Origin of the sequence: Streptomyces sp. G-G2 (assembly GCF_030063135.1) — a bacterium.
GTDB lineage: Bacteria > Actinomycetota > Actinomycetes > Streptomycetales > Streptomycetaceae > Streptomyces.
Window position 1 is genome coordinate 1 of sequence record NZ_JASISO010000072.1, and the last position, 26,170, is coordinate 26,170.

The window sequence follows — 26,170 nt, forward strand, 5'->3', positions numbered from 1 at the left end:
GGACCCGCTCACGGAACGCTTGCCTCTCCGCGGTCAGACCCCCACCCTGCGGATACCTCATACAACCGGCATACCGCGACGATCACCAACCGTCAGCCCCTACGACAAGACGACTTCAAGGTCAGTAACTGGCTGCCAATTTCTAATGCGTGAAAAAGGGTTGCAGGACCGTGCGCCGGAAGCCGGGAACCACGCGCGCCGCCACCGGACCCCGCCACCACCAGCGACCCCGCACCCGCACCACCACCACCGTCACCGCCGGGCCACCCCACGCCACCACACACCCACACCCCCCACAAACACCACCCCACCACCCACACCACCCCGACACAAAGAAGCGACGACCACCCACTGGTTGAACGAGCCAACGGCGCAAAGCAGCCCTGTCCCAAAGCGTCCTCTGGTTGGGTGGCCGGATGGGACAACAGGAGTACGTCGGACATCGCCTCATCGACGTCGCGGTACTGCCTGCGCGGGTCGCTTACCTGATCGCAGAGGGAAGCTCGGACGGGTTCCGCGCCGCCGTACGGGCAGCAAGCCACCGGTGGGGCGGGATGACCGAGCCCATCATCGAGGCGACCTCTGAAGCCGACAGCAAGGACGTCGCGAAGCTGGTGCGGATCGCGGATGTCCAGGCTGTCGTCAACGTCGACGCGGATGCCTCCCGGGCTACCGAGCTCGGCGACTCCTGGAAGCTCCCCGTAGTAGCCATAGGCGCCATGTACTCGCGCAGCCCCTGGGGCATCTGGGAGTTCACCACCCGTCCGGAGTCGATGACGAACCTGCTCGGCCCCGCATCCGACACATGCTTCCGCGCAGATCCCAAGGGCCCACTGTGGGCGGTGGCCGTGGCCGGCATCTACGACGTACCAAACGAGTTCATCGGCTACGCTCCCGTGCTTCCTCAGCAGCTCACGCTCCTCGGCGGAGCCCAGAGTTCGTCGGCCACCGTTCTCCAGAAAGGCATGGCCGGCTTCGAGGAAAGTTGGGCTATGTACGACCGGCACAACCACGAACTGCCGGTCGTCGTCGTGATCGCCGAGCCCGACTCCCTGGCGGACTCACTGTGGTTCTGGAATGCCCGCGCCATGCGTTCACATGCGCGGATCGACATGCCCGTCGTGCTGTTTCCGCAGGAGGCCATCGAGTACTGGCTCGGTTTCGCCAACGACATCCGCTCGGCCCAGACCCGCTCGGGACCAAGGCCCATGCCAGACGTGATTCTGTTCAGCCGGAGCCTCTCAGACGATGAGCTACACCAGGCGGCCGCCCGCGCGGAGCTTGTAGCCGATGACGGTTCCGGGGTTCGATGGATCGAGCATCATCCTGATGGCGGTGAGCGGCTCACCTATCGGATTGACTGTGACTTCGAGCCCGAGCTGTTCCGCCGCCGCTGGGGCAAAGCGGAGCCGAACAACTTTCATCAATTCGTCGGACCCAGTCGGTTCGACGTCGCCCTGCCCGCGCTGCCAAGCAGGCCGAGTGCAGCGCTCCTGCGGCTGGACGGCGAGCCCTTCGCCAAGCTGCCGCGCAAGGACATCGTGGCGTGGATGATCACCCAAAGGGCTATGTCGATCGCTCCCCTATCCGCATCCTGGCACGGCAACCAACTCCAGATCCCGGTACGGATTCCTTGGCTGGACTTTCCACAGCTCACCCTGTCCATCCCTCGGCCAGAGGAAGTCGTTGCAGAGCTGCTCAAGCAGGCCACCTCCAGCAGTGCGCCATCTATCCCGGGAACGATCGGGATGACCGTCACGGAGCAGTCCGACATCAGCGCCCTACTGGGCGTTTTCGTGGTCGAGGCCTTGACCGCCTTGAAGACCGAGCGCACCGAGCACTTCCTCAAAGAACTGCGTCGTCTCAATGAGGGCAGATACCCCGATTGGCTTGCGCTGGAGGACGCAAAGGAGCTTGCCCGGGAGTTCGGGGGGCGCCAGGAACGAAAGTTTCAATCGGCGACGAACGTGCTCAACGGATGGACCGCTTCCGAGGTGACCCCAGCGCTAGAGGCCGCTTGCGCGCAGGGCTGGGCGGAGCGTGGTCTGGGTCTGGACTGCGATCAGTGCAGCCTGAACAGCTTCATCCCTCTGCACGCCACGAGCGGGACCGCGGTGTGCCCTGCGTGCTCCGCGCCAGCGTTGTATCAGCGGGAGAACGGGAAGGCCGTTGAGGTCGTCTACCGCCTCAACGGATTCATCGACCGGGCCATCGACAACGGCGTGCTGCCACACCTGCTGGTGGCGGCTGCCCTCAAAGATCGCGACCCCTCCACCTACCTCCTGCCCGGCGTCGATGTGGTCGTCGACGGTGCGAGGAACGAGGTCGACGTGTTCGGTATCCATGAGGGCAAGGTTCTTGCGGGTGAGGTGAAGGTCAAGGCAGCAGAGTTCTCCAAGGGCGGGCAGATCGTCCGCGACGTCGCGCTCAGTCGGCGGCTCGGGGCGGACATCCACCTCATGGCCGCCACCGACATCATCGACGAGGATCTCCAGAGGGAGGCGCGCAAGCTGTGTGAGCGCGACGGGATCGAACTACTTGTCCTCCACGAACCTCAGCTCCGTCCCGGTCTCGCGGAACAGCGTGATGCCCGGAAGCAGCGGAAGGCGGCAGCGGCGGCGGCCAGCACCCCGAAGCCCCGCCGTGGAGACTCCAAGGCGTCCTCGGCTCCGGGTCCGGAGCCGAGGACGTGAAGGCACTCCCTGCCAGAGCAGCCGGATGCAGGCCGCTCCGGCGGCACTCGATGGGGTGGACCTGTCCCATGCGCGGAACCAGGCACCCTGCGCGGGGGTTCCTCGTTCATGAGCGACGAGAGCATGATCACGATCGAGATCCGAGGCCCTGAGAAGGCTGCACTGGAAGCCTCCCGCCGCATCTCAGACCTGTTCCTGTCCAGCGGCCCCTGCCGACTCCGGCGCACGCCCGGCGAAGACGAAGTCCAGGTTCTCGTCTACGCGGACATCGACAGGGGTGCAAATGAGGGCGGTTACCTCGACCCCGACGAGACGATGCCCACAGGTTCGTTTCTGCGGTGAATCCGGCCGCCCGCACGGGTGAGTTTCCCTGTGAGGGCCTGTCGGGTCGGGTATCGGGCCCGCTAAACCCGCCTCTGTGATCAAGAACCTGATGCTGCGTGGTCTGCCCGCGCTCACCCTGTGCGCTCTTCCCCTTTTCGCCGCTCCGGCCGCACACTCCGCCCCCTCCGGGACACCGGAACGGGCGGGTACGGCCGCAGCCGGCCCGTCCGGGGTGCGTGCTCCGCTGCCATTGTTCGAGGCGATCGACCGGCTTACCGTCGCCGCCGAGCACCGTGAGGGCTACAAGCGGGACCTGTACAAGCACTGGAACAAGGGCCTGAATGCCTCCGACGGATGCGACACCAGGCGAGAAGTCATCCTGTCCGAGGCCGTGGAGGCTCCGCAGGTCGCGGCAGGCTGCAAGCTGACGGGTGGATCCTGGCGCAGCGCCTACGACAACATCGTTGTCACCGACGCGGGCCGTCTGGACGTCGACCACTTCGTGCCGCTAGCAGAAGTTTTCGATTCCGAACGGGAGCCGTGGTCGGCAGCGCGTCGGGAGGCGTACGCGAACGACCAGAACAGCCCGGACACCCTGATCGCGGTCTCCGCCGCCTCGAACAGGAGCAAGGCCGACAAGGACCCGGCGGAGTGGTTGCCGTCGGATGGCTCCTACCACTGCACGTACGCGGCGACGTGGGTCGGCACCAAGCTCCGCTGGGACCTGGCCGCGGACGAGGCCGAAGTCCAGGCCCTCCTCGGACTGGCCGAGGACTGCCCGAACACCACCGTCGTCTACGAGAGCGCGGTGTGAGCGCCATGACTGGGTTTGGGCAGCAGACAGAGTCGTGGCCCACCGTCGTTGACATCACTGCCCTCGGGCTCCGTGTTCGGGGGCTGCCTGTCATTTCGGCGTCGCAGGGGATGATGAAGAGCTGGGCACACGATCTGGAGGGTCTCGCCGAGGACTTCGAGGAGATCTTCTCCGGAACCCAGTACGCCGAGGTAGGTAGTGACCTTCACCAACTCGGTGACGGGAGTGCGGAGCTGAGGCTACGGCCATGGAGCGGAGCGCAGGCCTGGCATCTGGACCTCTTCCTGGCAGGCTGGTCCAATCACCCCTACGACGGGGTGCCGCCCGAGCGTCGGGTGGAGGTGGCCGCGTACACCGATCAGGTTGCTGGCCTGTGTGACGGCCGCCTGCGCGAGAATGACCTGCGTACGGCGGCCGCCAACGGCGGTGCGGCCGCAGTCGACCGCCTCGTGCGGGAACAGGTCGAACGCCTCGACCAGCGGCATGGCGCTCTCGATGTCCTGCACGGCTCCCTGCTCGACGACGACTTGCGGCTCCCCCACTGGGCCCTCAACTTCATGCTCCACGAGATTGAGACCTTGCATGGTGACCGTGAATGGCTCGCGGCCGCCGTTCTCACCTACCACCACGGGACCGCCGGGAACCGGCCGGAGAACGTCTTCGGCGGGATTGGGTTCGTTTTCACCCATGGTTCCATCGACCTGGCCCGCGGCAACCGAGCGCAAACGGCCGGAGGCTGGGCCGGCCTGATGAGGGCAATGGCGCACGAGCACAACAGCGACGAAGCGACGGCTACCCAACCAGCCGTGTCATAGCCAGCGCTGCTACCCGCGTGGCCGCTCTGCCAGCGCTTTCCGCGCTGGCAGGGTTGAACGCGGAGCCCGCCCGGGTCCTCCTTCGCACGTCGACCTGGGCGGGCCACCACGATGCTCAGCCAACGGTGTCAGCACGCAGCCACGTCAGCCAGTTCGGCGGCCATCCGGGCGGGTCTGTCTCCCGCTGGTCGACCGGCGACAGACCGGTGTCGGCTCCCCCCTTTTTTCGCGCGGATGTGGGAACCATCCACGCAGGCCCTGGACCAGTCGAGGCGCCCTGCCGCGTTCAGGTCGGCGAGCAGGATCCGGTGCAGCTGATCGAAGACTCCGACCTGCCGCCATCGCTCCCGCCGGCGCCCACCGGGGAGCTTGGCGTCCGTGTTTCCCCGGGGCCGGGCGGGCGCACTCGCGCGGCGCTGCTCAGTGAAGCCCTCCGTGGATGGCGGACAGGGCGACACCTCGCGACGGGCCACTGGAATGGATCAGAATCCTGCGCCCGGGCCCGGGCCCGCATTACAGTCGTGGCAGACCGCGCCGAAATGGGTGCGCGGGGCAGGACCGGTGCCCAGCGCGCTCTGGTGCAGTACGACCGGACCGAAACCGGGCCCCGGTATCCCACGGGATACCGGGGCCTCCACCGCGGGCGTGGCTGCCCCGGTGGGCCGCAGCGCGCACCAATCCCTCCATCAAGCGGTACGGAATCAGGACTGCCAGCAGCCGGTCCAGCGGCACCGAACTGTCGGTTCCCGCTCCCCGCGACCGGGTGGCCTTCTACCTGCTGGACCCCGAGCTGCTAGAACGGATCACCGCGCGGCGCGCGGAACTGGACGAACTCGAACTACCTGGCGCTCCGGCCGGCCCGTCTGGTGATCACCGGCGAGCCGGGCGCCGGGTAGACCCTGCTGGCCATCCACCTGGTGCTGGCGCTGCGCTGGTAGAACGCCAACTCTTGCTCGGCCAGTGCCAGCAGTGGGTCGGGGCAGAGGCCCAGGCATCAGTATCCGGAGTTGGTCCGCGCATGCCAGCATCATCGTCACCGCTGCAAGTCGGTGTCAGCCGATTCGTCAGCACGTGAGCTCATCAGTCCCAAAGTCGATCTTGGCGACAACAAGCCTGCCTTTGTGATTCCTATCGTGCTTCGGCACAGTCACGATAGCCGTCGGGCTGTGCAGCACAGCGAGAAGAGCCGGTCCGGAGGCTGGCTTACCCGGGTCGTCTTCCATCCTATGGGCGTGCGCGTCGCTGGGCTGGTGCAGAACGCGACCGCGGATCTAGCCGAGTTGGGGACGGGTAGGCGGCGAGCCTCTAGCCTGCGGACAGGGGGCAGCGAAGGGGCCGTCGGACTCGCGGCGGCAGGGAGATCTGGGGGATGCGATGGCTGGGCTTTCATTGGGGGCGCGGTGGATGGTACGGGGTATAGGGGTGGTCGCCGCTCTAGTCGCGGTGGGCCTGCTGGTGGTCCTGGTCGTGGCCGATCTTGATACTGGTGACAAGGTCGCCAGCATCGTGGGTGCTGTTCTCGCGGGTGCGGGGCTGGTGGTGGCGGTCCTCGCGCTGCTCCGGGAGAACACTTCTCCGGTTGGGCAGGAGGTGCGGGCCGGACAGGACAGCGTGGCCGCTGGCGGGAGCATCATCGGCAGCGCTCTGGGCGTGAACGCACGCGCGGGCGCGTCGCCTGCGGTGTCGTCCGCACCAGCGGGTGGAGGGACCGTCGGTCCGCCGGTCAGCGGGAGCGTGGTGGCCGAGCCCGGCGGGATCGCGGCAGGGGGCGACATCAGGGACAGCGCTCTCGGTGACGGCAGCCAGGTTCAATGACACGGTGGCGGTCGCGGAAGAAGCGCAGGGGGGGTCCCGCGGATGAGGGCATTGCGATCCCGGACGCTGGTTCCGTCAGTGAGCAGCTGCCGTCTGAGCGGGTGTCCACGCTCGGGTCGGTGAGCGCTGGCCCCTACGCGACGGCTGCCGGGCGCGACATCACCAACAGCGCGATAGGGACGGGAGCCACCGTCACCAATATCAACATTGCGCCTTTGACGGTGAGGGTGTCGTGGCCTGTGCGGGTGGGGACGCCGCCGGCGTGCGCCTCCGCCTTCCAGCCCCGCCTTGCGCTGCGCGCGGCCATCGATGAGGGGCGGCGTGCGGGAGACGACGTGGTGCTCGCGCAGGTCCTGTCCGGGGGCGGGGGCGTGGGCAAGTCCCAGCTCGCCGCCTCCTACGCCCATGGAGCGGCCCGCGTGGGCAGCGGCGTCGATCTGGTCATGTGGGTGAGCGCGGCGGATGTCCAGCAGGTCATCGCTCTGTACGCCCATACAGCCAGGCTCGTTCAGGCCCCCGGAGCCTTGGGCCGGGATGTTGAGGCCGATGCGCGGGCGTTCCTCGGGTGGCTGGCCGCGACCTCTCGCGAGTGGCTGGTGGTCCTGGACGATGTCACCGACCCGGCGGCGCTGGCGCCGTGGTGGCCTGCGGTGCACTCCGGGACGGGGTGGGTTCTGGCCACCACCCGCCTGAAGGACAGTCGGCTGACAGGGCAGGGTCGCAGGAGAGTCGACATTGACGTCTACGCATCGGCCGAGGCTGTGGCCTACCTTGAGCACCGGCTCACCAGGGATGCTCTCGCGTATCTCCTCGACGGGTCCCAGGAGCAGCTGGCCCTGGAGCTGGGCTGCCTGCCGCTTGCGCTTGGGCACGCGGTGGCCTACCTGATCAACCGGCAGATGGCATGCTCGGACTACCTCAAGCTGCTCCGGGACCGGGAGCGAAGCCTGGAGGAGATGCTGCCCAGCTGGGCAGATGCCGAGAACTACGGCCGCCAGGTGACCGCTGCTCTGCTGCTCTCCCGTGCCGCGGCCGAGGCCGCCTCACCGCGCGGGCTCGCCCTTCCGGTGCTGCAACTCGCCGCGTTCCTCGACCCGGGCGGCCACCCGGCCGCCCTGTGGGACAGCTATCCGGTACTGAGCTACCTCGCCTGGTTCGACGTCGACGAGCATGGTCTCTCCGTTCCCGTATCCAGAGATGAGGTACAAGAGAGCCTCCAGGTACTGCACCGGTACGCGCTCATCACCTACGACCCGCAGAACACCGGGCAGGAGGTCCGGATGCATGCGCTGACCGCCCGCGCAGTCCAGGACACAACTCCCCACGTCCTACGGTCCCGCCTGGTGCGGACCGCCGGTGATGCGCTTCACGCCATCTGGCCCGACGGCCCTGGACCTGGACCTGGCCGTGAAATCTCCGAGATTCTGTGCGCCAACACCATCACGCTCACCCGCCACAATGGCCGCGCCCTCTGGGAAGAGGAGACCCACAAGGTGCTCTTCCAAGCCGGCGAAAGCATGCTCTCCAACGGGCTGCTCCAGTCCGCCCTCACCCACTTTGAGGAACTGCTCGCTGTCACCGAGGAAAAGTACGGAGCGGAGCACGCCGATACGTTCAGGGCGCGCACCTACCTCGCTTCCACGTACAACCTGCTCGGCCGTTACGACCAGGCACAGGTGCTGTACGAACAGCTCCTCGCCAACACCATCCGCCTGCACGATGAAGATCACCCCAAAGCTCACACGGCCCGCGCCTTCCTCGCTGCCACGTGCAGCCACCTCGGCCGCTACGACGAAGCCCTCCAGCTGGAGAAACAGGTCCTGGCCGCGTATATCCGCATTCTCGGCGACGACCACGTCGACACGGATTGGGCCCGCGCTAACCTCGCCGTCACCTACAACCAACTCGGCCGGCACACCGATGCCCTCCCCCTGTGCGAGCACGTTCTCGCCGCACGCATCAGGGTCCTTGGTTCCGACCACCCCGATACCCACCTGGCCCGCAGCAATCTGGCGGCCACCTACGGGAGCCTCGGCCGCGACGACGACGCGCTAGCGCTGTGCGAACGAGTCCTGGCCGGGTACGCCCACTTCTACGGCGAGGACCACCCCGACACGCACCTGGCACGCGCCAATCTGGCTGGCGCCCACAGCCGCCTCGGCCACCATCATCACGCGCTGCTCCTGGAAGAACAGGTCCTCGCAGCGCGCATCCACCTTCTCGGCGACGACCACCCCGACACCCACCGGGCCCGGGCCAACCTGGCCGTCACCTACAACCAACTCGGCCGCCACCGCGACGCCTTCCCCCTGGCCAAGCAAGCTCTCGCCTCACGAGTCCGTCTCCTCGGCGAGGGCCACCCCCACACCATCCGCTCCCTCGCCGTCCTTGCCACCACTCGTGGCTTCCTCGGCCCTGCCGATGCGCCGGAGTAGGAGCAGTGCCCAGTACCGGCAGGGCGCTCCTGACCGGCAGGGTCCACGCGAGGGCCTCTCGTTTGGATCTGCCGCATCGCGGCAGCGCGGCACGGGTCATCCTCGGACATCAAGCGCACCCGTGGGTCAGGTACGGCGGCACTCGTTGGGGTGGGCCCGGCCTACGCGCCCAGGAGCGACAAAGACCCGGCCGAGTGGCTGCCCTCTGACGGCTCCTACCACTGCACCTACGCAGCCACCTGGGTGGGTACGAAGCTGCGCTGGGACCTGGCCGCGGACGACGCGGAGGTGCAGGCGCTCCTCGATCTCGCGGAGGACTGCCCGAACACGACCGTCGTCTACGAGCCCGCCCTGTAACCCTCCTTCGACCTCGGCTGAGGCACGCGGGCCTGCCAGCCTTCGGCATAGCCGAGAACGTCCGCCCGGAGCGCACGCTCACCTTCGGCTGACCACCACGTCCGCAGGCGCGGGTGGTCAGCCGTAGTGGCTCCAGCCGCCATAGCGGGCCAGGAGGGCACGGGAGTCGTCGACGTTCAGCCCCAGGGCGGCGGCCACCGTCTCCGGGTCCTGCCCACGGGCTTCGTGGGCGGGTTCGTGCGCGGTCCGGGCGGCGATGAGTTCCAAAGAGCGGGCAGCCTTCAGGGCGGCGGTCGGTGCGTCCTCGCCGAGTCGTTCGATCGCCTCGGCGACATCCCGTAGAAGGGTCTCCAGTGCGGCTGGCAGGGGAACGGTCGTGTCGGCGATGGCGGTGATGTGTCGGTCCCAGTCGTCCTGACATTCCCCCGCCGTCTCCCAGCCGTACTCGCGGAAGGGCAGATCGCCGACCGTCGTCCGGTCCACGATCCGGATCTCGCCCCGCCACCCGCACGAGCACTCCCCCTGAAGTGCGTGCGCCTCGGGGCGCCGTGGGTAGCTACCGCCGTCGTAGACGGACCAGTGCTTGACCTCCCAACCAGATGCCCCGGAGTTCGAGTCGAAGTACACCGCCTTGGGACTGCTTCCGTCTTCCAGAAGCGTCCCCACCCGGCCCTCGTGCGACTTGCCGTACTCCTCCGACGTCCAGACCTCGTCCCTGTCCACCAGCACCTCCCACACCGCCACGGACGGGATCCCCGCCCCTGGGAAAGACGATCTCGCACCCGAGGGGCGGCCGTGGGAAATCCGCTGAATCCGAGGGCCTCTTCAGCGCGGCCGGGCGTTCGACCGTTCTCCGTTCCACGGAGAGGGGCTTCCCGACTGCCCATGCCTTCACTAGCGCACGGGTCTGCGGGTCGACCCTGATCTGGTCGGCGGTGCTTCGGCTCCCTGCTCCCCGTTACCGCGGGGGCATGCGGACAGTTAATCGCTTTAAGTAGCTGGAGTTTCACTTATCGCGACAACCCGGTACGGTACTTCCCTCGGCTTCGTGAAGCCGCAGGGTCCGTACGTTCCGCCCCGTGACCGCAACGTACGAGCATGGACCCGAAGGTGCATCGCATCAACACGACATGTATGTGCATTTCCGCAACGTGCCTCTCAGTCGGGCCACCCGCGGATCACGGGACCGTGAAGGGCCCGGATCAAGGACGTTGCAATGACCACCGATCACGCCCGGAAGAGCGCTGCCCGCGAACAGGTGCGCATCACGGGAGAGAGTTATCTGCGCGCCGCCGTCGGCGCTGCCGCGCCTTCACCTGAAGTTATTCGCAGTACGGGACGCCAGTTCGTCCTGTCTGGTTTCTGCGGATCCTTCGCCGGGGTGGTGCGCAACCGGCACTGGCTGGTCGATGTGTACCCGGCCCAAGAGGGACGAGGCCTGCCACGCGGGCTCGCTCCCTTCGAAGCCCCCCTCCACTCGTGGGAACGCTTCGTGCAGGGCGAGATCAACCATGAGGTTCTCCTGCCTCGTCCCCAGGGAGGCACGGCTTTGCCCTTGCGGGACTACCAGCAGGAGCAGGTGGCACGTCTGGTGGCAGCGCGCCGCGAAGGTGCGCCCGGATATCTGTGGGCTCTGCCGACGGGTTCGGGGAAGACGCCGATGGCCGTCAGGGCGGTCTGTGCGGCGGCGGGGCGCGCTCCGCAGAAGATTTTGGTGGTTACGCGCCTGTCTGTCGTCCCGGCCTGGCGGGCGACCATTGACCGGTTTGCCACCAGCGGGCACCGCTGGGTGGTGATCAACCCCGAGCGGTTGTGGCGGCTTCTGGATCACCCTGAGGCTGGCCTGCACCGGTTGCCTGGCGACGAGGCGGCCAAACTGGTCGCGCAAGAAGGTGTCTCGCGGGTCGATTGGGACACGGTCGTCATCGACGAGTGCCACATGCTCGCGAACTCCGAGTCGCGCCGGGCCCGGACGGTTCAGCGCCTGATGGCCCGCAGCGATGGTGGGCAGGCGTTCGCGATCTGGGCGTCAGCCACCCCGTTCACTGAACCGGAGGAGAGCGCCTATCTGGGCAACCTGGTTGCCCATGCCGCTGGTGTCCGGCCTCCCGCTGGCGAGGTCGACTACCGCCTGTGGCTCAAGGAACTGGGGCTGCGGCTGAACAACGACCGCCGGGGGCGCTGGTATCACCGGTTCAACCGCCCGGACGTGACCCGTCTCAGGGCCCTGCTCTACGAGTCGGGGGTGGGGTCAGCGGCCACCGCCTCGGATCTGAACCTGCCCGAGCAGGAGCGCGACGTCCAACCCATCGTGCTGTCTGAGGCGGACCGGGTCCGCTACGAGCGGGCGTGGGAGGAGTTCCGTCGCTCCGAGGGCCTGTCGGTGTTCGCCGACAGCAGCCCGGGCTCCTACCGGGTCGAGGCGTTGCGCAAGGTGCAGAAGGCGTCGTTGGTGAAGGCGCCCTACGTGGCGCGGATCGTGGTGGATCAGGTGCGTCGTGGCTGCCAGGTGGTGGTGCCGATGTGGTTCGTGGAGTCGATCGACGAGGTCGCCGTGCGCATCGCCCGGGAGCTGCGCGCGGCGGGACTCGACGAGCGGGTGGTGGCGATCACCGGGCGAGACGTTGAGTTGCGCGAGCGCAAGCGTGTGGCGTTTCAGCGCGGTGAGGCGTTGGTGGTGGTCCTCAACGCGTTGGAGGGCATCAATCTCCACGCAGGCGAGGCGAACACCGACGGGAAGGGTGGCCGCGCCACCTCGACGCCTCGGGTGTCGGTAATCGCCGATGTCCTCACCGGTGGCAAGCGGGCGCTGCAGGCCGAGGGACGGACGCAGCGTGACGGCCGCTCGGCTCCGGTGATCTACGCGTACGCCGCAGGGACGGGCGAGGCGCAGTGGACCGCGGCGACGTTCCGGTCGCTGTCGAACACGCTCAGCCTCAGTACGAACGACCGGGACTCCGCGGCGTTTGCCTGCCTCGCGGACCACATCACTCTCCAGGACACAACATGAGCATCGATACGTTCAGCCTCGCCCGCGAGCGTTGGGTGCCGGTCCGGGAACTGGGTGGGGAGCGGTCCCTGGTGAGCGGGTGCCAGGCGTTGGAAGGTGCTGAGCGGTTCGTCCTGGACGTGAGCGACCCTCTGGAGTACGCGGCCGTCGTCCGGTTCCTGGCAGCCGTCCTCAGTGCCTGCGGGCTTGGCGCCGCGTCGGAGGAGGAGTACAGGCTGCGGTGCGTCGGCTCGGTTCGCGTCAACTGGGATCGGGCTTCCCGGTGGCTCGCCGAGCATGCCGATGATGTCGACATCCTTCATCCGCAGCGACCTCTCTTCCAAGATCACGCTCTGCGTGCCCTCTCTCGGGTGCACGCGCTGCCTGTGCGCTACCTCGATCACACCGCCGCGGGTGCGCTGGGTCGGCCCCTGCTGGGGGATCACCGTCATCTGTACGCCGACCTGCCGGCGCTGGAGCCCGCCCGCGCCGCGGTCCTGCTCCTGACTCAGCAGATGTGGGCCATCGGCGGCCGTCTGCGCTGCTCGGACGCGACCTACGGCACGGGCTCGAACTACGCCTCGGGCACGGCCGCGTGCGGACGTCTTCTCTGGCTGCCCGACGGCACCCTGGCCGACGCCCTGAACTGGCGGGCGGTCCCGGTCAGCGACCCCTGCGTCCCGAACTGGACCTACCGGGTTCGAGGGGGCCCCAAGGAGCGCCTGGAGCCGGCCGGGGAACTCGACGCGCTGACGTGGATGTCCCGGCGGGTGCTACTCATCGGCGACGGCGAAGGTCGCATCGAACGCGCGCACTACGCGCAGGGCTGGCACCGCGCCCCGGTTGCACCTGATACCCCCGGCGGCGCCGAAATCGTGTTCACAGGTGGAGGCAAAGCCCTGCCGTGCAGCGCTCTGGCCACGCCCGAGGACTTGGTGCCGATCGTCGATCGATGGTGGCAGGCGGCCGAGGGGTCGCTGCCCGCTCAGATCCGTGACGTGATTCGGCAGACCGGCTGCTCCGCCCCCCTGATGAGGGTCGTTGGCATCGCGACGGATCAGAAGAAGGTCCTCCACCTGCGCGATACCCGTGTCCCGGCCGACCTCCTCACCGACGAACGGGCGGCCGGGGCCGCCGAGCTGCTCAACTCGCTGCGCTTCGCGATGCGCCAGCGGGACGTGCACCTAGGCGACCTGGCCGGGTCTTTCCTGCTGACCGACCCGAACTTCCGTGCCGCCGACGAGCGCGAGCGCGCCCGGCTCGCTGCCCGCGCGCACCGGTTCCGTGCGCCCTCCCCTGGCGGGAAAGCGGCAGACCGCCAGTTCCTGTACCGCTTCTTGACCGCCTGTGTCCGAGAGAAGGAGCCCGACGTGACGTCCCTGTTCATCACCGCAGACACGCCCGCGCCCAGCGAGCTCACGCCGGGCCAAATGCTGGAGAAGAGGCTGCACGGGATCCGCGCCGGCGTGCACAGCCGTGGCCTGCTGGGCCAGATGCGGCTGTGGGCCGGAGCGCCGAACACCCCCAACCAGGCCAGCGAGGTGGTGACCCGGGACCTGCCCGCCGACTACAGGCCCGCCGCGGTGTGGACCGCCGCGCTCTACGCCACCCACGCACAGATGTACTTCTCATCCTTCGGCCGCACGCCGCTGCCCCGGCTGATGCGGGCCTTCGGGAGCGGCAAGAGCTTCGGCCCCCAGCACGGACCCACCGAGACCCAGATGAAGCACCTCCTGGCCACCTCCCGCCCCGCCCTGCTCCTGCCGACCCTCACCAACCTCGTCCGCTACGCCGCCGCACACGAGATGACCCCGTCCTGGTCGGCGCTCGCAGACGACCTGTCGACGTGGAACGCGGCCACTCGCGACCGCTGGGCCGCCATGTTCTACACCAGCCAGCCCCTCACCGAGCTCGCTCAGATCGGAGCGCACAGCTGATGGCACTCACCGACATCACCGCCGACCCACGCCTCATCGACACCACCGACCATGACGGCAACTTCGTCGTCGTGCACATCCTCACCACCTACACGGGCGTCTCCCTGAATAGGGACTTCACCAACCTCCCCAAGATCATCCAATTTGGTGACGCACCCCGGATGCGGGTCTCCGCCCAGTCGAAGGACCGCGCGGTCCGAACCCTCTTCCGCGGGTACACCGGTGAAACCGTCCAGGACACCGCCCGCTCGCGGCTCCTGCCCCAGCAGACCGCTCGTCAGCTGCAGGCTCTCGGTCACCCCGCCGAAGAGGCACACGTGCAGGCAGCGCTGATCGTGGCATCCGCCGGCATGCAGATCGACAAGGCCAACACCGAACGCACCCGGGCGATCGCCTACGTGCCCGCTCAGGCCCCCGAGCGACTCGCCGCCCTGGCCACCGAGGTCTGGGACGAAACCGCCGAAGCGCGGGCGAAGATGGGCGAGGCCATTGACGAGGCGGTCGCCAAGCGAGCCAAGAAGTCAACGGTCGGCAAGAACACGGACGCTGAGGCGGACACGGAGGAACCGAGGGGCCGCAAGGGCCCGGAATCCGCCGGAATCGAGGCCCCCAAGCTCCCCCAGAGCATCGTCGAGCGGGCAGCGGCCGCCTTCGCCCCCGGAACCATCGCCGAACTCGCCATCTTCGGCCGGATGCTCGCCGAGGTCCCCGACGGCACCATCTACTCCGCCGCCCAGGTCGCCCACGCCTTCAGTGTCGACCCGCTGGCCATGACCAGCGACGACTGGACCGCCAAGGACGACTGGCAGGACCTCGGCGTCTTCGGAGCCGCCGGCAAGGGCACCACCTACCTCGCCTCCGGAACCCTCTACCAGTACGCCGCCCTCGACCGCAGGGCCCTGCGCGCAACCCTCTCCAAAAGCGCCACCCCCGCCGAGGCCGAACACCTCGCACGCCTGGGCGAGCAGCTGTTCGTCACCGCGCTCGCCTACGCGACCCCGTCCTCCGCCCGCTCACGCACAGGATCCGCAGCCTCGCCCACCCTCACCATCGCCGCAGCCACCGACTACCCCTTCACCGCGGCGGCCTGCTTCGAGTCCGCCATCGAGGCACCCGCCGCAGTCTCGGCCGCCGAACGCCTCACCACCTATCTACGCCGCGCGCAACGGCACACCCCGCTCGCGGGCGGCATCTGCCGCTGGCTTCCCCCCGCCGGCGAAGACTGCCCCGCCCTGCCCTCAGTCATCCTCTGCGAGGACGACTGACATGCCGACCGGCCTGCTGCGCCTGTCCGCCCCCATGCAGTCCTGGGGCGTGCACACCCGCTACGAATCCCACAACGACACCCTGGGCCGGCCAACGAAGTCCGGCGTCATCGGACTCGTCGCCAACGCCCTCGGTCACGACCTCAACGACGACCTCGCCCACCTCGCCGCTCTGCGCTTCGCCGTCCGGGCCGACCGGCCCGGACACCTCGAACGCGATGACCAGACCGCCGGGGGCGGCGAATTCCCCCTCGACATCCTCACCGCCACCCGCGACCAACGCCTCGCCGCCGACCCGAGCAAGTTCCGCTACGCCGCCCCACGCGAAGTCGACCCCGTCACCGGAGCCTCCTGGGACAAGGCCACCCGCAAAACCGTCATGGGCAACAAGACCTACATCATCGGCGGGTCCTTCCTCGTCGGCCTGACCGGGCCCGCCCCCCTCATCGAGGCCATCCAAGACGCGCTCGCCCGACCCGCGCGCCTTCTCTACCTCGGCCGACGCTGCTGCCCACCCGCCGGCCCCATCGCCCACGGCACCACCCATCACGAAACCGACTGGCCCGACCACATCCCCCTGCTGCCCGACGCCACCACCAATCGTCCCAGCGCCTGGCAAGAGACCGAAACCCCCACGGCCCCAAGCCTTCCCGAACAACCCCCCACCACCTACCAGCGCCGCGACCACCGCAACCTCCTCATGCACACCCGCACCACGACCCCACCACCCGCACCTCAGGGAACCGACCGATGACCATCCAGACCCACGACCTGCTCGCCTTCGGCCTACCCGACACCCACCAGGCCGTCCTCATGGTCTGGCGCAGCGCCCTCACCCTCGCGCCCCGCACCGCGACCGCGTGCACCGACGCCTACCGCATGCACCAACTCGTCGAAACCGGCCTCGGCACCGTCGAAACCACCGGCGACCGCAACGGCCGCATCCTCTACGCCGCAGCCCGCACCCCCGCCACCACCCGACACCGCGACCCGCAACACCTCCAAGCCGGCCAGCCCCACACCCTCCTCGTTCAGACCCCCTCCCCACCCGACTGGACCCGCCATCAGAACTCCCGCGCCATCACGCACGCCACCACGCAGGAAGTCCACCAGACCTGGACCAGCGGCGACACCGCCCAGATCCGCACCATCGCCAGCCCACTCGTCACCAAAAACAACGACGCCAGAAAACGAAGCCGCGTCCCCCTGACACACCCCACACAATGCGGCACCTGGCTCCACGAACGCCTCACCCAAGCCGGATGCCAGCTCGCCCCCCACGACATCACCATCGACGCCCCCGAACTCACACACCAGCGCGGCCATAAGCTCACCCTCCGCCAATTCCACGCCAACCTCACCATCCACAACCCCCACGCCTTCACCCACCTCCTCGCCACAGGCCTCGGCCACCACCGCGCCTGGGGAGCCGGCCTCGTCCTCGCCAGAAAGACGGCAAAGGAATGACCAAGCCAGAAGAAGCCCCCAGCTCACGGAGGTGCCACCCCTGCGCGAGGGGATGAGCGGGCGATGTCGCACGGGTTGAATGCCACCTGAATGTGCCACCCCTGCGCCAGGGGATGAGCGGGTCCGGATGATCTCCGCCTTCTCGACCCGGCGGTGCCACCCCTGTGCCAGGGGATGAGCGGCACCCGGCCGACTGGGGACTTACCGAGGGGTCGTGCCAACCTTGCGTCAGGGGATGAGCGGTCGATCACGCACGTCTGGTGGTGGTTCTCCAGGTGCCACCCCTGCGCCAGGGGATGAACGGGCGGGGTCGTCGGTGATCAGGTACCAGGCATCGCGCCGCCCCTGTATCAGGGGATGTACCGCTGCCCCCGCTCGGTCAGAAGTACCTCGTCGGGGCACCACCTCTGCATCAGAGGATGAACCGTCGGCTACGCACCAGGGCGCGGCAACATAGGCACTACCACTGCGTCAGGGGACGAACGGACCGCCAGCCACGCCCCGTCGAACACGCTGGCGTGCCGCCCCTGCGCCAGGGGAGGAGCGGTCCTCCAGGCGCAGTGCGCACAGCTCGCCGAGTGCCGTCCCTGCACCAGGGCATGAACGGCAGGAGGACCCCCGCCTCGTCACGATCCTGCAGTGCCGCCCCTGAAGCAGGGCATGAACGGTTCGCCACGGACACGTTCCAGCTGACCACCAGGGGCCGCCCCTGCGCCAGGGGATGAACGGCCACGCGCGGTATCCGCATCAGGCTTCGTACGAGCCGCCCCTGCACCAGGGGATGAACTCAAGGCCCGCGACGCTAATGTCCGACCGTTTCTGTGCCACCTCTGTGCCAGGGCATGAACGGCGCTCGACGCTCTTGAAGTCCTTGCCGTCGGTGTGCCGTCCCTGCGCCAGGGGATGAACGGAGGAAGCGTTCGGTGGAGATGCGCACGTGGGCGTACCACCCCTGCGCCAGGGGATGAACCGCCCGTCGTCTGCGTCTATACCCACTCCACTCGGTGGAGCCCCTGCACCAGGGGATGGCCGGATGGAGTTCATCACCGCGACGGACAGGGCTTGTGCCACCTTCGAGCCGAGGGATGAACCGACTGGCCGGGCTGAGAGCGAGGACGAGCGCCGGTGGTCCCGAGCCGGGGATGGACCACTGACAGACGACAGCACTGGGAATGACGCGACGCAGCTGGCATCACGGACTTCACGGATGAGGTTCCTTCCCTGCGGCACGGGACGTACGGATCGGGCCGGCGGGCGCGACGTCATTAGTGAGGTGCTGCCTCTGCAACAGGGGGTGAACGGCTGCAAGCGTACGGCCAGCTGTACGACTACGTGTGTCGCCCCTGCGCCAGGGGATGAGCTCACCATGGCCACGGTTTCGTCGCCGTACGGCTGTGCCGCCCCTGCACCAGGGGATGAGCGGTGGGGAGAGAATGCCGCGGCCGACCCCATCGTGTGCCGCCCCTGCACCAGGGGATGAGCGGTAGGGCACGCCGTGCGTGATCATCCGCAGCATGTGCCGCCCCTGCACCAGGGGATGGACGGCGACTCCAGTATTGGTATTGGGACTCTCACGCGTGCCGCCCCTGCACCAGGGGATGTAGGGTCCCACGCGATGCTGGTTGGCCTGCCCTGCTGATGGAGTGCCGTCCCTGTACCAGGGGATGACCTGCGCGGGTGATCCTCAACGAGGGTTAGGTCTTCGTCTCTCCCCTGGACCAGGGGGATGGTCCGGGCCACCACGGGGCGTCAATCGACGGCTGGCTGCGTAGGTGAGAGCGGAGAGCGAATGTCGGTGAGTCGTGGCATCGGTTCGCTTTCAAGAGACCTCGGAATGTCGATGAGAAGTAGCAGCACGCGGCAACGGCAGGGCCGACGGTCAAGTGGGTCAGAGCTCGATTCGGCGCTTCCACCAGGGAAGGTCGGGGGCCTCGAACGGATTGTTGACCGTGCGCCGGAGGATCTGGTCATCCACGGGCGCGATGACTGCACGCAGTTCGCTTCGTGCCTTCGTGCGGAGAAGCCGGAGCGTGAGCTCCAGCAGGGTGCGGACGTGGTAGTAGCCGCTCCGCAGGTCGGTGTCGTCGTATCCGTAGAAGGGAGTGACATCCCTTCGTGGCCTTCGGGCAGTGGCACTCCATCGACGAAACGCGTGTGCGACCTCGCCGGCTGGGAGCCCATGGATGCGCTCGAAGTGTGCGATCTGCCTGTTCGCGGATGCGGACAGCCCTCGAATGACGGGGCTCCGACGATGCCTGACTCGGTTGGCCCGGCGTGGGAGCTGAGCCCTGATCTCGCCCGGTGACCGGCGAGGCATGAACACTTCCAGTTAGGAAGACGGTAGGTCTGCCGACGGTAGACCGTTTCAGTGTCCAAGATCAAGGCTGAGGGAAGCTCCGACGGTCAGACGCTCAGCCAGCGGCGGCTTGCTGTTCGGCGCGGGCACGGGTGGAGGCGAGGCGGTAGGAGTCGGTGCCGGTCTCGATGATGTTCCCGCCGAAGGTGAGGCGGTCGACGATGGCCGCGCAAAGACGCGGATCGGTGAACGTCTTTGTCCAGCCTGAGAAGGACTCGTTCGAGGCGATCGCCACGCTGTTCTTTTCCTCCCGCTCGGTCAGAACCTGAAAGAGGAGCTCGGCGCCGCGCCGGTCGAGTTCCATGTAGCCGAGCTCGTCGACCTATGTGGATATCGGCATAGATCGACCTATGCCGAGCCCGCGACTATGCCGAGGACCTGGGCGTCGAGGTTCTCTTTCGCGTGAACACGGGCGTGTTGGTCTCTGCATAGTCGCCGAGCTGGGCAGCACCTTGATCGCGGGGCAGGGGGCTCTGCGGGAAGGGGGCGGGGATGGCGGGAACTCGTAGGAAGGCCGGTGTTCTCACGCCGTATGTCGAGGGCTACAGGTCCTGGCTGGCGGATCGGGGGTACACGGAGCTGACGGCCCGGAACATGCTCAAGGACCTGGGACAGGTCGGGACGTGGCTGTCGGGGCAAGGACTTGAGGTCTCCGATCTCAGCGAAGAACTTCTGGGGCGGTTCCTGTCCGATCAGCGGGAGGCCGGCCGCCGTCGTCTTCCCGGGCCGCGTGGGATGAGGCCGCTGCTTTCGTATCTGCGTGAGGCCGAACTCGTCCCGCCGGCCAGAGTCGAAGTGTCGCCACTGGACGCCGTGTTGGAGGAGTTCGGTGACTGGATGGCCGGTGAGCGGGGGCTGGCGGCGGCCACCATGCTGCGTTACACGAACACCGCCCGCCGCTTCTTGACGGAGCAGGCCATGGCCGGTGGGGTGTTCGATCCGAGCGGGGTGAACGGCGCGGACCTGAACGCCTTTCTGCTGCGGGAGTGCGCACGGGTCTCGGCCGGTTCGGCGAAGGGGCGGGTGGCCGAGCTGCGGTCACTGATGCGGTTCTTGCATCTGCGAGGTCTGATCCCGGTGAAGCTCGGGGCGGCCGTGCCACCGGTCGGCGGCTGGCGCCTGGCGGCGGTCCCGCCGACCATGGCCGCGACCGATATCCAGCGACTCCTGGACTGCTGCCCTCGTACGGACGAAGTTGGCGTCCGCGACTACGCCATCTTGATGCTGCTGGCCCGCTTGGGCCTGCGCTCGATCGAGGTGGCGCGACTTCGGTTGGGGGACGTCGACTGGCGGTCGGGGGAGATCGTCCTCCGAGGCAAGGGACGTCGTGAGGACCGGCTCCCGCTGCCGGTCGACGTCGGCGAGGCCCTGGTCGCCTACCTGTCCGGGACGCGTCCCCAGGTCAGCACGCGCCGCTTCTTCGTCACGGGCCGGGCACCGCGCGGACCGATCCGACCGGACCTGGTGGGCGATGTGGTGGAACGGGCCTGCCTGCGGGCCGGGTTGCCGAGAGTCGGCCCGCACCGACTGCGGCACGCCCTGGCCGGGGAGATGCTCCGGCAGGGCTCCGGGCTGATGGCGATCAGCCAGGTCCTTCGCCACCAGGACCTGGCCACGACCGCGCTCTACGCGAAGGTCGACTTCACCGCGCTCCGCGCGGTCGCCCGGCCCTGGCCGGGGACGGAGGCGGCATGACCGAACTGCGGCGTGCCCTGGACGACTACCTGCGGCTGCGCCGGTCGCTGGGGCACAAGATGGCCGAAGCGGCCTGGCTGCTGCCTGACTTCGTCGCCTTCCTCGAAGCGCGCGGGCAGACCACGGTGACCATCGCCGCCGCACTCGCCTGGGTGAGCGAGCGCGAGGGGGATGTGGTGACGACCCTGAGCCCGCGCCGAATCACCGCGGTCCGCGGATTCGCCCGCTATCTCAGCGGCGCCGATCCGGCAACAGAGATCCCTCCGCTCGGCCTGCTGCCGCACCGGCAGCGCTGGCGGCAGCCGTTCATCTACTCCGACGCCGACATCACCGCGATAATGACGGCGGCTGGCGAGCTCGGCCTGCCGTTGCGCGCGGCCACCTACCGCACCCTGGTCGGCCTGCTCGCCGCCTCCGGGATGCGGGTCGGGGAGGCGATCAACCTCGACCACGACGACATCGACTGGGCCGAGGGCGTGCTGCGGATCCGGGAGACCAAATTCGGCAAGTCCCGACTCGTCCCCTTGACCCCCAGCAGCATCGACGCGCTCCGCGAGTACAGCGCCCTCCGCGATCAGGTCGCGCCGCGTCCCGAGGATCCCTCATTCTTCGTCTCGCGCACCCGGCGCCGTCTGATCTATGCGGTCGTCGCACCCACGTTCCGTCGCCTGGTGACCACCGCTGGCGTTGGCGCCGACGCACCCAACCCGCCCCGTCTGCACGATCTTCGGCACACCTTCGCCGTCCGTGCCCTGCTCACCTGGTATCGCACCGGCGGCGATGTCCAGGCGAAGATCCCGTCGCTGTCCACCTATCTCGGGCACCGGGAACCTTCCTCCACCTACTGGTACCTGTCTGCGGCACCGGAACTGCTGGCTCTGGCGGCGGCCCGCCGCGAGGGCATCGGAAAGGCGGCACGATCATGACCTCGATCGCCCCTACCCTGCAGTCGTTCTTCACCGACCGCCTGGTCCGCCAACGTCAGGCCAGTCCGCGCACCATCGCCGCCTACCGCGACGCGCTCCGTCTCCTCCTCGGCTTCGTCCAGCAGCACGCCGGCATCACCCCGGAGAAGCTGGACTGGGCCGACTTGGACTCGGACGTCATCTCCGCCTTCCTCAACCACCTGGAGGACGAACGCGGCAACAGTGCTCGCACCCGCAACGTCCGGCTGACCGCGATCCGCTCCCTGTTCTCCTACGCGGCGCTTCAGCACCCCGAGCACGCCCTCCTCATCCAGCGTGTCCTGGACATCCCGCCCAAGCGATTCGACAAGAGGAACGTGACCTTCCTGACCGGTGCCGAGGTCGACGCGCTACTGGCAGCACCGGACCCACGGCGCTGGGAAGGGCGACGAGACAAGGCCATGCTGGCCCTGGCCGTCCAGACCGGTCTGCGCGTCTCCGAGCTCACGGGTCTGAACCGTGACGACATCACCCTCGGCGCGGGCGCCGCCGTCCGCTGCGAGGGCAAAGGCCGCAAGCACCGCGCCGTCCCGCTCGACCGCGGCGTCCAGGAAATGCTGCGGTCCTGGCTCGACGAACGTGCCGGCAAGAGCGGTGATCCGCTGTTCTGCACACGCACCGGACGCCGCCTCACCCGCGACGCCGTCGCCCAGCGCCTGAACATCCACGTCCAAGCAGCCGCGGAAGCCTGCCCGACACTCCTCGACAAACGCGTCCACCCACACGTCCTACGCCACAGCTGCGCAATGTCCCTACTGCAGGCCGGCGTCGACACCACGGTGATCGCGCTCTGGCTCGGCCACGCCGGCGTCCGCTCCACCGACGCCTACGTCCACGCCGACATGACCATCAAGGAACAGGCCCTCGCCCGCACCGCGCCGACGACCGTCCGCCCGGGCCGCTACCAACCCACCGACAAGATCCTCGCGTTCCTCGACCGCCTGTGAGGCGTGAACGGCGCGAGCGGTCGCGGTCTTGCAGTCTTCGGGACGATGGCCCAGCTCAATCGGCGCTGCTGGCTCCGATAGCCTTCGGCGGTGACTGATGCTTCGTTGAAGTTCCTGATCGATGCCGATCATGGGCAGTTCTATATCCAAGACCTTGAGCCCTATGACGCCTGGATGGCTGAGCACGCGACGGACCCGGACCTGCCGCCAGCCGGCTGGACCGAGGAAGCAGTCCACGTTTATCGCATCGGGCTGGAACCGCACTCGATCTCCGTCGGCACCGCACGGGACGACATGGTCGAGTCGCTGATCACCGTTCATGCCTCCGCGCCGATGACGGAGCCGACGGCTGAGCACATCGTGGAAGCGGACCTGGAAGCCCCGACCGGCCAACTCGCCATGTCCAGCCCCGGAGTCCTCCCGGAGGACGGGCCGAGCATGACCGTTCCCTCTGGGCTGTTGCGGGCCCGGGTCTCCTACGTCCCCACTGACCCACCGGCCGTCGACACCAACGGCGGCCCCGGCGATCACTTCCTCTACCGGATCGACCTCTGGCCCGCCAACCAGGCACGCGGGCTCGTCATCCTCAAGCAGGGCCCTAACCCCTGGGCCGGATAGCGCCTCCCCGCCGTCGACTATGCCGAGCACAACAGCCGCCGCGCAGCCCGCGATCCGCGCGTACGCCGGCCGCTCGGCATAGTCGCGGGCTCGGCATAGGTCGACCTATGTGGATATCGGCATAGATCGACGAGCTCGGCTACATGGAACTCGACCGCCGCGGCGCCGAACTCCTCTTCCAGGTCCTGACCGAACGCGAGGAGAAGAACAGCGTCGCCATCGCCTCGAACGAATCCTTCTCTGGATGGACCAAGACGTTCACCGACCCGAGGCTCTGCGCGGCCATCGTGGACCGGCTGACGTTCGGCGGCAACATCATAGAGACCGGCACCGACTCCTACCGACTGGCCGTCACCCGGGCCCGCGCCGAGCAACAGGCCGCAGCACAGAAGACCGCCAGCTGACTCCCGACCACAGACCAACCACGCTCTACGGCCCCAGCCTTGGCTTTGGGGGCCAACGGAGTCGCCGGTATCGATGAGATCGATCATAGTCGCCGGGTCGTCAGCCGCTTTGACGGCCGCTGACGGTCAGACCGTGGCGATCACGGCGTAGCGCTCGTCGGTCACCGTACGGCCCCACAGGGCCGCCTGGCCGTCGAGGGGTTCGACGCGCAGGTCGGTGACGAGGGGGCGCACCGCGACGGCGAGATCGGCGGCGCCGATACCGCCCGCCCAGGGCAGTGTTCCGGCACCCGCGACGTACGGCGTTGCGCTCTGTGTGGCCTCGCCCCACCGGCCCTCGATCAGAATCAGGGTGCCGCCGGGGCGGACATGGCTGATCCAGTCGGCGAGTGCGGTGTGCGGATCGGGCAGGGTCCACATCAGGTGGCGGGAGATCAGGACGTCGAACCGCTGATCGCCGGTGGGCGGGGCGGCCGCGTCGCCAACGAGGAAACGCCCCGCCAGTCCGGCGGCCGTCAGCTTCGCCCGGGCGCGCTCGACCATCCGCGGGGAGAGGTCCACGCCCGTGACGCAGTGTCCGGCCCCAGCCGCTAGCAGGGACAGCGACCCGGTCCCGCAGCCCACGTCCAGCACATCCGCCGGCCGGGACGGCAGCCAGGAATTCAGGAGGTTTGCCCACGCGTCGCGGGTCTTCAGGTCCCGCAGTCCGTGGTCCGGCTCCTCGTCGAAGCGCTCAGCAGCGGCGTCCCAGTACCCGGCAATGGCAGCGATGTTCGTCATCCCCTGATCCTTTCAGGCGCCACTGACAACACCCTCTCCCATCCCACCCGCAACCGGACCCTCAGCTATCCATGATCGATTTCCACTCTCCCGTTGGTCCTCAAGACGGCTCCGCAGAACCCACGAACGGGGCCTCCGCGTTCGGGCGGTGCCGCCCAAAGTGGAGTCACTTCTCACCTACCAAACGAGGCCCTCCGGCCGCCGCGTGGAGTCAGAACCCGCCTACAGACGGAGTCAACGAACACCTATGAAGCCAGTCCTCGCCGGTCGGCAGTTTGGCGCCCGTCGGGAGATCGCCCGCCAGCGGGCGGAGTTCGTCGGCCAGGCCGGTGAGCATGGTCCGGAAGGAGGCCGTGGCGGTGATGTGGTCGGCGCCGTTCTTGGTGCCGGTGTCCTTGAGCTGGACCGCGCGGGTGACCAGTTCCTGCAGGCCCTTGATGGCCTTCTTCTTCCGGGCGTCTGCGGCGGGATCGCTGGAGGGAGCGCTCCCGTTGCCCGAGGGGTTCTTGGTGAGGCTGTCGGCGGGCATCTTCACCCAGCCACCGCCGAGGATCTCCTTGAGCGCGGTGGCATCGGCGGGCAGCTGGCCGGGGGCGGGAAGCTTGCTGCCGACGGCCTTCTCCAGCGACTTCACACCGGCTGTCGGCGTACTCCTGTGTGTGCTCCACCAAGTACGGAGATACGTGCACCAGCAGGGAGGCTGTGAGCCAGTCACGTCATCGCGCGGGCATGGCGGTGGCAGGGCGGTGGCAGGGCGGTGAACCTCCAAGATGACTGCGGTGCCGGCCACGGTTCGGTCCTCGTGCATGGTGATCTGCTGGCCGGGCTGGAGGTGCGTCCAGTGGGAGGGGGTTAGGGGCACGAGACGAACCGTGGCTCGCTCGCCGGGCTCCAGAATGGGCATGCTTTCAACCCAGAGCGAGGCGATGCTGACCGCACTTCCGCCGGTGGGTGAGAGGTGTCCGATGTCCCACATGGGTCGCAGAACACCGGCGCCGGAGATTGGCGTCGTGCGAGGCGCCTCGGCGGCAGGACGGAGTGTCAGATCTGCCCGGATCACGCCGTTGCGGATCTCGGAGCACCGCCAATTGTCAAGCCCCGGGTTTCGTGGAGAGTGAGTTAGCTGGTTTTCTGGAGTGATGCAGGGGGTTCGGCCGCGTAGTGGGCGGCTTCGTGTTCGGCGGGGGTGACGTGGCCGAGTTCACCGTGCAGGCGTCGCTGGTTGAACCAGTCGACGTACTCGGCGACGGCGATTTCGACGTCGTTTATGCCGGTCCACGGGCCCTTGTTGCGGATCAGCTCGGCCTTGAACAGACTATTGAACGCCTCGGCGAGGGCATTGTCGTACGAATCGCCCCTGGAACCGACCGAAGCAACGGCGGCCTCCTGTTCGAGGCGCTCGGTGTAACGCAGAGCTCGATACTGGACTCCGCGGTCCGAGTGATGTGTGAGGCCGCTGAGGTCTGCGCCGGTGTGCCGGCGGCGCCAGATCGC

The 26,170-nt window shown here is 68.1% G+C and carries 20 protein-coding genes and 3 pseudogenes; 17 read left to right on the top strand and 6 right to left on the bottom strand.

Going from position 1 to position 26,170, the window contains the following annotated elements:
• Positions 1 to 416: 416 nt before the first annotated feature.
• The 7 genes from QMF80_RS35365 (at position 417) to QMF80_RS35395 (ending at position 9,253) form a co-directional block, all read left to right on the top strand.
• Positions 417 to 2,693 carry a hypothetical protein gene (locus tag QMF80_RS35365; protein ID WP_283461077.1) on the top strand — a complete coding sequence of 759 codons (2,277 nt, stop codon included), beginning with the start codon at positions 417 to 419 and terminating at the stop codon, positions 2,691 to 2,693.
• Positions 2,694 to 2,801: 108 nt separating this feature from the next.
• The gene (locus tag QMF80_RS35370; protein WP_283461079.1) at positions 2,802 to 3,035 is read left to right on the top strand and encodes a hypothetical protein; all 234 of its coding nucleotides are present in this window, start codon (positions 2,802 to 2,804) and stop codon (positions 3,033 to 3,035) included.
• Positions 3,036 to 3,126: 91 nt separating this feature from the next.
• A complete protein-coding gene (locus tag QMF80_RS35375; protein ID WP_283461112.1) occupies positions 3,127 to 3,831 on the top strand; it encodes an HNH endonuclease family protein in 705 nt (234 codons plus the stop codon).
• Positions 3,828 to 4,646: a hypothetical protein gene (locus QMF80_RS35380; protein WP_283461080.1), complete on the top strand. Its 819-nt coding sequence runs from the start codon at positions 3,828 to 3,830 to the stop codon at positions 4,644 to 4,646. The genes QMF80_RS35375 and QMF80_RS35380 overlap by 4 nt, the downstream gene beginning before the upstream one ends.
• Before the next feature lie 1,443 nt (positions 4,647 to 6,089).
• Positions 6,090 to 6,461 (top strand): hypothetical protein, encoded by a 372-nt coding sequence (locus QMF80_RS35385; protein ID WP_283461082.1) that lies wholly within the window; start codon positions 6,090 to 6,092, stop codon positions 6,459 to 6,461.
• Between the two features lie 119 nt (positions 6,462 to 6,580).
• Entirely contained in the window at positions 6,581 to 8,896 is a 2,316-nt protein-coding gene (gene fxsT / locus QMF80_RS35390; RefSeq protein ID WP_283461084.1) for an FxSxx-COOH system tetratricopeptide repeat protein, read from the top strand.
• A gap of 150 nt (positions 8,897 to 9,046) precedes the next feature.
• Positions 9,047 to 9,253 carry a hypothetical protein gene (locus QMF80_RS35395; RefSeq protein ID WP_349372275.1) on the top strand — a complete coding sequence of 69 codons (207 nt, stop codon included), beginning with the start codon at positions 9,047 to 9,049 and terminating at the stop codon, positions 9,251 to 9,253.
• A 117-nt stretch (positions 9,254 to 9,370) separates the two neighbouring features.
• On the opposite strand, the gene QMF80_RS35400 is transcribed toward QMF80_RS35395, so the two are convergent.
• A complete protein-coding gene (locus tag QMF80_RS35400) occupies positions 9,371 to 9,997 on the bottom strand; it encodes a hypothetical protein (protein WP_283461085.1) in 627 nt (208 codons plus the stop codon).
• A 472-nt stretch (positions 9,998 to 10,469) separates the two neighbouring features.
• On the opposite strand from QMF80_RS35400, the gene QMF80_RS35405 reads away from it, so the two are divergent.
• The 5 genes from QMF80_RS35405 to QMF80_RS35425 are packed head-to-tail and all read left to right on the top strand — an operon-like array spanning position 10,470 to position 16,911.
• Entirely contained in the window at positions 10,470 to 12,263 is a 1,794-nt protein-coding gene (locus tag QMF80_RS35405; RefSeq protein WP_283461088.1) for a DEAD/DEAH box helicase family protein, read from the top strand.
• Positions 12,260 to 14,179: a type I-E CRISPR-associated protein Cse1/CasA gene (locus QMF80_RS35410; protein WP_283461090.1), complete on the top strand. Its 1,920-nt coding sequence runs from the start codon at positions 12,260 to 12,262 to the stop codon at positions 14,177 to 14,179. Before QMF80_RS35405 ends, QMF80_RS35410 begins: the two co-directional genes overlap by 4 nt.
• The gene (locus tag QMF80_RS35415; RefSeq protein ID WP_283461092.1) at positions 14,179 to 15,444 is read left to right on the top strand and encodes a type I-E CRISPR-associated protein Cas7/Cse4/CasC; all 1,266 of its coding nucleotides are present in this window, start codon (positions 14,179 to 14,181) and stop codon (positions 15,442 to 15,444) included. The genes QMF80_RS35410 and QMF80_RS35415 overlap by 1 nt, the downstream gene beginning before the upstream one ends.
• Position 15,445: 1 nt before the next feature.
• Positions 15,446 to 16,198: a type I-E CRISPR-associated protein Cas5/CasD gene (gene cas5e / locus QMF80_RS35420; RefSeq protein WP_283461094.1), complete on the top strand. Its 753-nt coding sequence runs from the start codon at positions 15,446 to 15,448 to the stop codon at positions 16,196 to 16,198.
• Entirely contained in the window at positions 16,195 to 16,911 is a 717-nt protein-coding gene (locus tag QMF80_RS35425) for a type I-E CRISPR-associated protein Cas6/Cse3/CasE (RefSeq protein ID WP_283461096.1), read from the top strand. The genes cas5e and QMF80_RS35425 overlap by 4 nt, the downstream gene beginning before the upstream one ends.
• Before the next feature lie 2,411 nt (positions 16,912 to 19,322).
• Here the strand turns inward: QMF80_RS35425 and QMF80_RS35430 are convergent.
• Positions 19,323 to 19,589: pseudogene (locus QMF80_RS35430) on the bottom strand (ATP-binding protein); the annotation flags it as partial.
• 473 nt (positions 19,590 to 20,062) lie between these two features.
• Here QMF80_RS35430 and QMF80_RS35435 point away from each other — a divergent pair.
• The 5 genes and pseudogenes from QMF80_RS35435 to QMF80_RS35455 form a co-directional block, all read left to right on the top strand.
• On the top strand, positions 20,063 to 20,962 hold the full coding sequence (locus QMF80_RS35435) for a site-specific integrase (protein ID WP_283461098.1): 900 nt from the start codon (positions 20,063 to 20,065) through the stop codon (positions 20,960 to 20,962).
• Positions 20,959 to 21,888, top strand: a complete 930-nt coding sequence (locus tag QMF80_RS35440) for a tyrosine-type recombinase/integrase (protein ID WP_283461100.1) — start codon at positions 20,959 to 20,961, stop codon at positions 21,886 to 21,888. Before QMF80_RS35435 ends, QMF80_RS35440 begins: the two co-directional genes overlap by 4 nt.
• Positions 21,885 to 22,874: a tyrosine-type recombinase/integrase gene (locus QMF80_RS35445; RefSeq protein ID WP_283461102.1), complete on the top strand. Its 990-nt coding sequence runs from the start codon at positions 21,885 to 21,887 to the stop codon at positions 22,872 to 22,874. The genes QMF80_RS35440 and QMF80_RS35445 overlap by 4 nt, the downstream gene beginning before the upstream one ends.
• A gap of 174 nt (positions 22,875 to 23,048) precedes the next feature.
• The gene (locus tag QMF80_RS35450) at positions 23,049 to 23,492 is read left to right on the top strand and encodes a hypothetical protein (protein WP_283461104.1); all 444 of its coding nucleotides are present in this window, start codon (positions 23,049 to 23,051) and stop codon (positions 23,490 to 23,492) included.
• A gap of 125 nt (positions 23,493 to 23,617) precedes the next feature.
• Positions 23,618 to 23,896 (top strand): annotated as a pseudogene (locus tag QMF80_RS35455) (ATP-binding protein); the annotation flags it as partial.
• 126 nt (positions 23,897 to 24,022) lie between these two features.
• Here the strand turns inward: QMF80_RS35455 and QMF80_RS35460 are convergent.
• The 4 genes and pseudogenes from QMF80_RS35460 to QMF80_RS35475 form a co-directional block, all read right to left on the bottom strand.
• A complete protein-coding gene (locus QMF80_RS35460) occupies positions 24,023 to 24,676 on the bottom strand; it encodes a class I SAM-dependent methyltransferase (RefSeq protein WP_283461106.1) in 654 nt (217 codons plus the stop codon).
• 211 nt (positions 24,677 to 24,887) lie between these two features.
• Complete coding sequence (locus QMF80_RS35465; protein ID WP_283461108.1) at positions 24,888 to 25,310, bottom strand: hypothetical protein; 423 nt, start codon at positions 25,308 to 25,310, stop codon at positions 24,888 to 24,890.
• A gap of 114 nt (positions 25,311 to 25,424) precedes the next feature.
• Positions 25,425 to 25,766: pseudogene (locus QMF80_RS35470) on the bottom strand (hypothetical protein); the annotation flags it as partial.
• 29 nt (positions 25,767 to 25,795) lie between these two features.
• Positions 25,796 to 26,170 (bottom strand): integrase core domain-containing protein (locus QMF80_RS35475; RefSeq protein ID WP_283461110.1); only part of this gene is annotated, 375 nt, incomplete at its 5' end.

Excerpts from the sequence above, each read along its gene's own strand:
- QMF80_RS35375 (WP_283461112.1), top strand. The coding sequence starts at position 3,127 with ATGCTGCGTGGTCTGCCCGCGCTCACCCTGTGCGCTCTTCCCCTTTTC.
- QMF80_RS35370 (WP_283461079.1), top strand. The coding sequence starts at position 2,802 with ATGAGCGACGAGAGCATGATCACGATCGAGATCCGAGGCCCTGAGAAG.
- QMF80_RS35410 (WP_283461090.1), top strand. The coding sequence starts at position 12,260 with ATGAGCATCGATACGTTCAGCCTCGCCCGCGAGCGTTGGGTGCCGGTC.
- QMF80_RS35440 (WP_283461100.1), top strand. The coding sequence starts at position 20,959 with ATGACCGAACTGCGGCGTGCCCTGGACGACTACCTGCGGCTGCGCCGG.
- QMF80_RS35445 (WP_283461102.1), top strand. The coding sequence starts at position 21,885 with ATGACCTCGATCGCCCCTACCCTGCAGTCGTTCTTCACCGACCGCCTG.
- QMF80_RS35365 (WP_283461077.1), top strand. The coding sequence starts at position 417 with ATGGGACAACAGGAGTACGTCGGACATCGCCTCATCGACGTCGCGGTA.
- QMF80_RS35460 (WP_283461106.1), bottom strand. The coding sequence starts at position 24,676 with ATGACGAACATCGCTGCCATTGCCGGGTACTGGGACGCCGCTGCTGAG.
- QMF80_RS35405 (WP_283461088.1), top strand. The coding sequence starts at position 10,470 with ATGACCACCGATCACGCCCGGAAGAGCGCTGCCCGCGAACAGGTGCGC.
- QMF80_RS35415 (WP_283461092.1), top strand. The coding sequence starts at position 14,179 with ATGGCACTCACCGACATCACCGCCGACCCACGCCTCATCGACACCACC.
- QMF80_RS35450 (WP_283461104.1), top strand. The coding sequence starts at position 23,049 with ATGGCTGAGCACGCGACGGACCCGGACCTGCCGCCAGCCGGCTGGACC.
- QMF80_RS35425 (WP_283461096.1), top strand. The coding sequence starts at position 16,195 with ATGACCATCCAGACCCACGACCTGCTCGCCTTCGGCCTACCCGACACC.
- cas5e (WP_283461094.1), top strand. The coding sequence starts at position 15,446 with ATGCCGACCGGCCTGCTGCGCCTGTCCGCCCCCATGCAGTCCTGGGGC.